This is a genomic window from Streptomyces sp. NRRL WC-3549 (assembly GCF_000721935.1).
Lineage (GTDB): Bacteria > Actinomycetota > Actinomycetes > Streptomycetales > Streptomycetaceae > Streptomyces.
This window is the reverse complement of sequence record NZ_KL585438.1, coordinates 22,565-28,772: the sequence shown is the minus strand read 5'-3', so window position 1 is coordinate 28,772 and position 6,208 is coordinate 22,565. Positions and strand designations below refer to the sequence as shown.

At 74.0% G+C, this 6,208-nt stretch carries 7 protein-coding genes, 1 pseudogene and 1 riboswitch; of the genes and pseudogenes, 5 read left to right on the top strand and 3 right to left on the bottom strand.

Going from position 1 to position 6,208, the window contains the following annotated elements:
• Both IH13_RS0132505 and IH13_RS0132500 read right to left on the bottom strand, forming a co-directional pair.
• A partial coding sequence (locus IH13_RS0132505; RefSeq protein WP_267883897.1) for an SCO2322 family protein occupies positions 1–425 on the bottom strand: 425 nt, incomplete at its 3' end.
• Positions 422–1,675, bottom strand: a complete 1,254-nt coding sequence (locus IH13_RS0132500) for a prenyltransferase/squalene oxidase repeat-containing protein (protein ID WP_031090108.1) — start codon at positions 1,673–1,675, stop codon at positions 422–424. The genes IH13_RS0132505 and IH13_RS0132500, both read right to left, overlap by 4 nt.
• 108 nt (positions 1,676–1,783) lie before the next feature.
• Positions 1,784–1,906: riboswitch (cobalamin riboswitch) on the bottom strand.
• Between the two features lie 193 nt (positions 1,907–2,099).
• Between IH13_RS0132500 and IH13_RS0132495 the strand changes: the two genes are divergently transcribed.
• Both IH13_RS0132495 and IH13_RS0132490 read left to right on the top strand, forming a co-directional pair.
• Positions 2,100–2,591: a hypothetical protein gene (locus IH13_RS0132495; protein ID WP_031090106.1), complete on the top strand. Its 492-nt coding sequence runs from the start codon at positions 2,100–2,102 to the stop codon at positions 2,589–2,591.
• A gap of 56 nt (positions 2,592–2,647) precedes the next feature.
• Positions 2,648–3,001 (top strand): hypothetical protein, encoded by a 354-nt coding sequence (locus tag IH13_RS0132490; RefSeq protein WP_031090104.1) that lies wholly within the window; start codon positions 2,648–2,650, stop codon positions 2,999–3,001.
• Between the two features lie 9 nt (positions 3,002–3,010).
• Here IH13_RS0132490 and IH13_RS0132485 read toward each other — a convergent pair whose 3' ends face one another.
• Positions 3,011–3,631 carry a TetR family transcriptional regulator gene (locus tag IH13_RS0132485; RefSeq protein WP_031090103.1) on the bottom strand — a complete coding sequence of 207 codons (621 nt, stop codon included), beginning with the start codon at positions 3,629–3,631 and terminating at the stop codon, positions 3,011–3,013.
• 255 nt (positions 3,632–3,886) lie between these two features.
• Here IH13_RS0132485 and IH13_RS0132480 point away from each other — a divergent pair, with 255 nt between their 5' ends.
• The 3 genes and pseudogenes from IH13_RS0132480 to IH13_RS0132470 all read left to right on the top strand — a co-directional run.
• On the top strand, positions 3,887–5,200 hold the full coding sequence (locus IH13_RS0132480; RefSeq protein WP_031090101.1) for a glycosyltransferase family 4 protein: 1,314 nt from the start codon (positions 3,887–3,889) through the stop codon (positions 5,198–5,200).
• A gap of 67 nt (positions 5,201–5,267) precedes the next feature.
• The gene (locus IH13_RS0132475) at positions 5,268–5,999 is read left to right on the top strand and encodes a class I SAM-dependent methyltransferase (protein WP_031090100.1); all 732 of its coding nucleotides are present in this window, start codon (positions 5,268–5,270) and stop codon (positions 5,997–5,999) included.
• Positions 5,996–6,196: pseudogene (locus IH13_RS0132470) on the top strand (prenyltransferase); the annotation flags it as partial. The gene IH13_RS0132475 and the pseudogene IH13_RS0132470, both read left to right, overlap by 4 nt.
• Positions 6,197–6,208: the final 12 nt, after the last annotated feature.

The following is a 6,208-nucleotide window of genomic DNA, read 5'->3' as shown; positions in this document are numbered from 1 at the left end:
TGTGTATAAGAGACAGCCTCGGCGGTGCTCGCGTCGGCGGCCACCCGCGCGCACGCGGTGCGCGGCGCGGGCGGGGCCTCGCCGTCCGGGGCGTCGGCGGCGGTGCCCGGGTCGATGACCAGGGCGATCCGCTTGCGGCCGTCCTCGGCCGGGGTGCCGGCGCAGATCGCGCCGAAGTCCGGGGTGCGGCGCGGCCGCGCGGCGTCCTGGGAGTCCTCGCTGACCGCGAAGCGGAAACCCTGTACGGAGCCGTCGTCCGGGCGGACCAGGGAGGGCCCCTGGGTGGCGTACGCCCAGGTGGTGCCGTCACCCTCCCAGTACGACCAGTAGCGGTACCCGGCCGCCTGCGCGCTCCCGGCGCCCAGCAGGGTCAGGACGGCGCCGGCCAGGAGGAGCAGGACGGCCGTACGCCCCGTACGCCTCACGGCTGCTGGTTCTTCCGGCGCCCGCTCAGCAGGAAGCCGATGCCCGCGCCGAAGGCGAGACCGATGCCGATGAGCCACCAGATTCCGAGTCCGCCGTCGTCGCTGCTGGTGTTCTTCGGCTTGGAGTCGGTCGCGGTGGGCGAGGGCACGGCGGTGGCGGCGGGGGCGGGTCCCGTCGCGTTGAGCTGCCGGACGAGGTCGACACCGCCGAAGTCCCGGGCGTTCGTGCCGGTCGCGTGTGCGGCGAGGACCAGCTGCGCGGTGGCGGCCGGGCCGCCCTCCTTCGCCCAATCCTGCGCGTGCTCCTCCAGGTAGGAGACCGCCTTGGCCGCCTTGTCCTTGTGCCCGGAGGCCGCCAGCGCGACGACCGCGTCGGCGGTGTTGCCGAAGTCCGGCTGCGGCGCGGAGTCCTCGGCGCCCGGCATCGGCGGGGAGTCCAGGTGGCCGGTCTTCGCCAGGGCCCCGGCGAGGTAGAAGGCGCCGTTCTGCGCGGACTGCTCGGGGGTGAGCCCGGTGCCCTTGTGGCAGACGGGGTCCTTGACCGCGTTGGAGTTGCCCGCGGCCATGCCCTTGCCCATCGCACCGAGCACGGCCGCCGCGGTGGCGTCCGCGTTGGCGGTGAGCTTGCCGTCCTTGTCCGGCTGGTACGCGAACGCCCCGCCGTCCTCGCCCCCGCACGGCAGGGCGAACGACTGGAGCGCCGTGTACGGGGTCCTGCCGTCGGCGGTGGTGATGTCGGCCAGCGGCACACCGGCCCGGGCCAGGGCGCCGACGACGACGCCGGTGGAGTTGGCGTCGCTGGGACTGCCGGGGCCGTAACCCCAGCCGCCGTCCTCGTTCTGCACGGACTTGAGCCAGCTGACGCCCTTGTCGACGGCCGGGCGGTTCGTCCCCAGCTCCATCAGCGCCTGGATCGCGGCCCCGGTGGCGTTGGTGTCGGCGGGCGTCTTGTCGTCGCAGGGCTCGGAGGCGTCGCGGTAGGAGGCGAAGGCCCCGCTGGCGCACTGCTGGCCCACGAGCCAGGCCACCGACTCCTCCGCGGGCGTGACCAGCTCTATCCGCTGGGCGAGGAAGGCCAGCGACTGGCGCCACACACCGTCGTAGGCGGGGTCCTTGGTGCCGTACAGGCCCGCGGGGAGCTCCGCGGACGGGGAAGGGGACGGGCTCGGGGCGGCGACCGCGGTGGGAGCGGCTGCGGCGCAGAGCACAGCGGTGATCGCGAGCGCTGCCGCGCGGCTGCGTACGGTCATGGCGTGGGTGGGCCTCTCCTGCGGGGCCGGGCCCCGGGCACACACGGATGCACCGGGCTCCGGCCCGTATACCTCGACGGTGCCGGCCACCGGGGTTCCGGTGGCGTGAGCCGGTCATGCGCACGTGCGGGGCATTCCGGCTGGCCACCCCCTGGGGTGGGTCCACGGCTGCGGGTCAGCGCCGGATTCGCACCGGCTTCCCCCCGTACGGGCATGATGACGACCCACTCACTCTACCGGGGGGCCCGGCGGCCTCCCGGGCCGCACCGCTGCCCGTCCCCGGCCGGCGCCGCACCGGGCCGGGGGCGGGCAGCGGTGCGGCCCGGAGCGGATGCGAGACTCCGGCGGACATCACACGGGCGGCGCCCGTGGAAAGGGCCGAGACGGGCGGGAAGCACCTGTGCGCAGAGGAAGAACGGTGGCCGTGACCGCCGCCGTGAGTGGATTCATGACCGTGGCCTCCGGCTGCGGGCTCGTCGGCGAGGAGGCGGGCGCGGCGGTGGGGCCGACGGGCGGGCCGGACGCCCCGTTCACCCGGGAGGCGGTGGCGGCCGAGATATCCGCCTACACGCGTGCCGCCGGGCTGCCCGAAGGCGACACCTCGGTCGAGGGCGTGGACGCCGGCGGCGGGAAGGGGTGCGTCGCCCCCTGGCTCGGGGACGTACCGGCCGGCCGGGCGGCCGAGGGCTTCGAGGGCACCGTGAAGCGGCTGCGGCAGCACGACTGGGAGATCGTCTCCCGGCACACCGAGGGCGCCGTCACCTTCCGCACCCTCGCCAAGCGGGGCTGGAAGCTCTACGCCCGGCACTACGCCCTGGAGGACCTCGGCCGTACGCAGATCGTGACGTTCACCGGGGTCGAGGACGGCTGCGAGCTGCCCGACCCCGTGCGGGACGCCTACGCGGACCCGGTCTGACGCCCGTCCCGCCCGGACGCCGGAACCGTACGGGCAGAGGGCGCGTGGAGAGGGGCATGGACCATCCGAACCACTCCTCGGCGGGGTGCCTGCTCGCCGTGGCCGGGGCCGCGGCCGCCACGCTCGCCTGGGCTCCGCTCGCCCGCGTCAGCGTCACCGGCGGCTTCGAGCAGACGCACCGGGACCTCAGCGTGCTCTACGTCGACCTGCCGCTGATCGCCCTCGGCGGGGCGCTGCTCCCGCTGCTCGTCTGGATGGCGGTCCTGCGCGGGCGGGCCCGGCCGTGGGTGGCCCTCGTCGCGGCGGTGGCGGCGCTGACCCTGGGGATCTGGGGGCTCACCAGCTGGTGGGAGCCGTACCAGCAGCCGGAGTTCCTGGGCGGACCGCTGCGGGGCGGCGCGCCGGACTGACCCGGCGCCTCATCCGCCGTCCGCCGCCCCCTCGGGTTCCGGCAGGTCGATCAGGCGGCAGACCGTCTCGATGTCCCGCCGCACCTGGGCGATCGACTCCCGGCCCGACAGCCAGGTGATCAGCGCGGAGTGCCAGGTGTGCTCGATGACGCGCACCACCGCCAGCTGGGCCGGGGTGGGGTCCGTCAGGCCCGTCGCGTCCAGGATGATCGCCGTCGTCAGCCGGGACACGGCGTCCACCTCGGGACTGACCCCCCGGTCGGCGAAGGTCAGCGCGCGCACCATGGCGTCCGCCAGGTGTGGGTCGCGCTGGAGCGCCCGGAAGGCGGTCATCAGGGTCTCGGCGACCCGCTGGGCGGGGCCGTCCGCGGCGGGCGGGCGTCTGCGGAGCGCGGTGTGCAGATGCTGGAGCTGATCCTGCATCAGGGCGACCAGCAGATGGACCTTGGAGGGGAAGTACCGGTACAGCGTGCCCAGCGCGACGCCGGCGGCGTCCGCCACCTCGCGCATCTGCACCGCCTCGAAGCCGCCCCGCCCGGCGAGTTGGGCGCCGGCGTGCAGGATGCGGCGGCGACGGGCCTCCTGGCTCTCCGTCAGGGCCTGCGCGGCCGGTCTGGGTTCCGCTGCCATGTCTCCCATCCAAGGCCCTCGTCCGCGCACGGGCCGGGAGACGGGAACCGGTTCCTCGTCCCCCGCGGCCGTCCGGTGGGGTGCGGCCCGCCGGGCCGTGCGCCCGCCGTGGCGTGAATCACCTGATCCGGCCGTCACACCGACGCTACCTGCCGGTAGATTCGGTGGTTGCTGAACGAATGAGTCTGAAACTTGTTCTAGATTAGCGCGACCGGTTACGCTCCGGCGAACACCGCAGTGAGAAGGGGACCGAGTGTGACCGCTGAGGCCATAGAGTCCGGCCCCCTCGCGGGCGGCGGCGCGCCGGGCACCGAGGGTGACCGGCCGTTGCGGATCGCGCTGCTGACCTACAAGGGCAACCCCTTCTGCGGCGGCCAGGGCGTCTACGTACGCCACCTCGGCCGCGAGCTCGCCCGGCTCGGCCACAGCGTCGAGGTGATCGGCGCGCAGCCCTATCCCGTGCTCGACGAGGGCGTGCCGCTCACGGAGCTGCCCAGCCTCGACCTGTACCGGCAGCCCGACCCGTTCCGCACCCCGAAGCGCGGCGAGTACCGCGACTGGATCGACGCCGCCGAGGTCGCCACCATGTGGACCGGCGGATTCCCCGAGCCCCTCACCTTCAGCCTGCGGGCCCGCCGCCATCTCCTCGCGCGGCGCGGTGACTTCGACGTCGTCCACGACAACCAGACGCTCGGCTACGGCCTGTTGGGCGATCTCGGCGCCCCGCTCGTCACCACGATCCACCACCCCATCACCGTCGACCGCCGCCTCGACCTGGCCGCCGCGGACTCCCGGCGCCGCCGGCTGTCCGTACGCCGCTGGTACGCCTTCACCCGTATGCAGAAGCGCGTCGCCCGCCGGCTGCCGTCGGTCCTGACCGTCTCCGGCTCCTCGCGGGCCGAGATCGTCGAGCACCTCGGTGTGCGTCCGGACCGCGTCCAGGTCGTCCACATCGGAGCCGACACCGATCTCTGGTCGCCGGACCCCTCGGTCGCCGAGGTGCCCGGCCGGATCGTCACCACCTCCAGCGCGGACGTCCCGCTCAAGGGGCTCGTCCACCTCGTCGAGGCGCTCGCCAAAGTCCGTACGGAGAATCCGGCGGCGCACGTCGTGGTCGTCGGCAAGCGGGCCGAGGACGGGCCCGTCGCGCAGGCCATCGAGCGCCACGGCCTCCAGGATGCCGTCGAGTTCGTCAAGGGCATCAGCGACGCCGAGCTCGTCGACCTGGTGCGCAGCGCCCAGATCTCCTGCGTCCCCTCCCTGTACGAGGGCTTCTCGCTGCCCGCCGCCGAGGCCATGGCCACCGGGACCCCGCTGGTGGCCACCACCGGCGGCGCGATCCCCGAGGTCACCGGACCCGACGGCGAGGCGTGTCTGGCCGTGCCGCCCGGCGACGCGGACGCCCTCGCGGTGGCCCTCGGCCGGCTCCTCGGCGACGCGGGGCTGCGCGCCCGCCTCGGCGCCGCGGGCCGGCAGAGGGTGCTGGACCGCTTCACCTGGGCCAGGGCCGCCGCCGGTACCGCCGAGCTGTACCGTCAGGCGATCGCCGCACGCTCCGCGCGCAGGTGACCGCCGTGGTTCCGCCGAATCCCGTGGCCCCCGCAACCCCCGCCCCCGACATCGAAGGCAGGCACCCGTGCTGACCGTCGACTTCACCCGCTTCCCGCTCGCCGCAGGCGACCGGGTGCTCGATCTGGGCTGCGGCGCCGGACGCCACGCCTTCGAGTGCTACCGGCGCGGCGCCCAGGTCGTGGCCCTCGACCGGAACGGCGAGGAGATCCGCGAGGTCGCGAAGTGGTTCGCCGCGATGAAGGAGGCCGGGGAGGCCCCCGCCGGTGCCACCGCCACCGCGATGGAGGGCGACGCGCTCAACCTGCCCTTCCCCGACGCCTCCTTCGACGTCGTGATCATCTCCGAGGTGATGGAGCACATCCCCGACGACAAGGGCGTCCTCGCCGAGATGGTCCGCGTGCTCAAGCCCGGCGGCCGGATCGCGATCACCGTGCCCCGCTACGGTCCGGAGAAGGTCTGCTGGACGCTCTCTGACGCCTACCACGAGGTGGAGGGCGGGCACATCCGGATCTACAAGGCCCACGAACTCCTCGGCAGGATCCGCGAGGCGGGCCTGAAGCCGTACGGCACCCACCACGCGCACGCCCTGCACAGCCCCTACTGGTGGCTCAAGTGCGCCTTCGGGGTCGACAACGACAAGGCGCTGCCGGTGCGCGCCTACCACAAGCTGCTGGTCTGGGACATCATGAAGAAGCCCCTGGCCACCCGGGTCGCCGAACAACTCCTCAACCCCGTCGTGGGCAAGAGCTTCGTGGCCTACGCGACCAAGCCGCACCTTCCGAAGGCCGAGGCGTGAGCACGCCCGAGCGGACCGAGCACCTCGTCCTGCCCGGAGTCCTCACCGCCGAGCAGGCCGAAGAGACCGTCGCCGCGCTCCTGGCCGTACAGCGTCCGGACGGGGCCCTGCCGTGGTTCCGCGGCCACCACCTCGACCCGTGGGACCACACCGAGGCGGCGATGGCCCTCGACGCCGCCGGGGAACACGACGCCGCATGTGTATAAGAG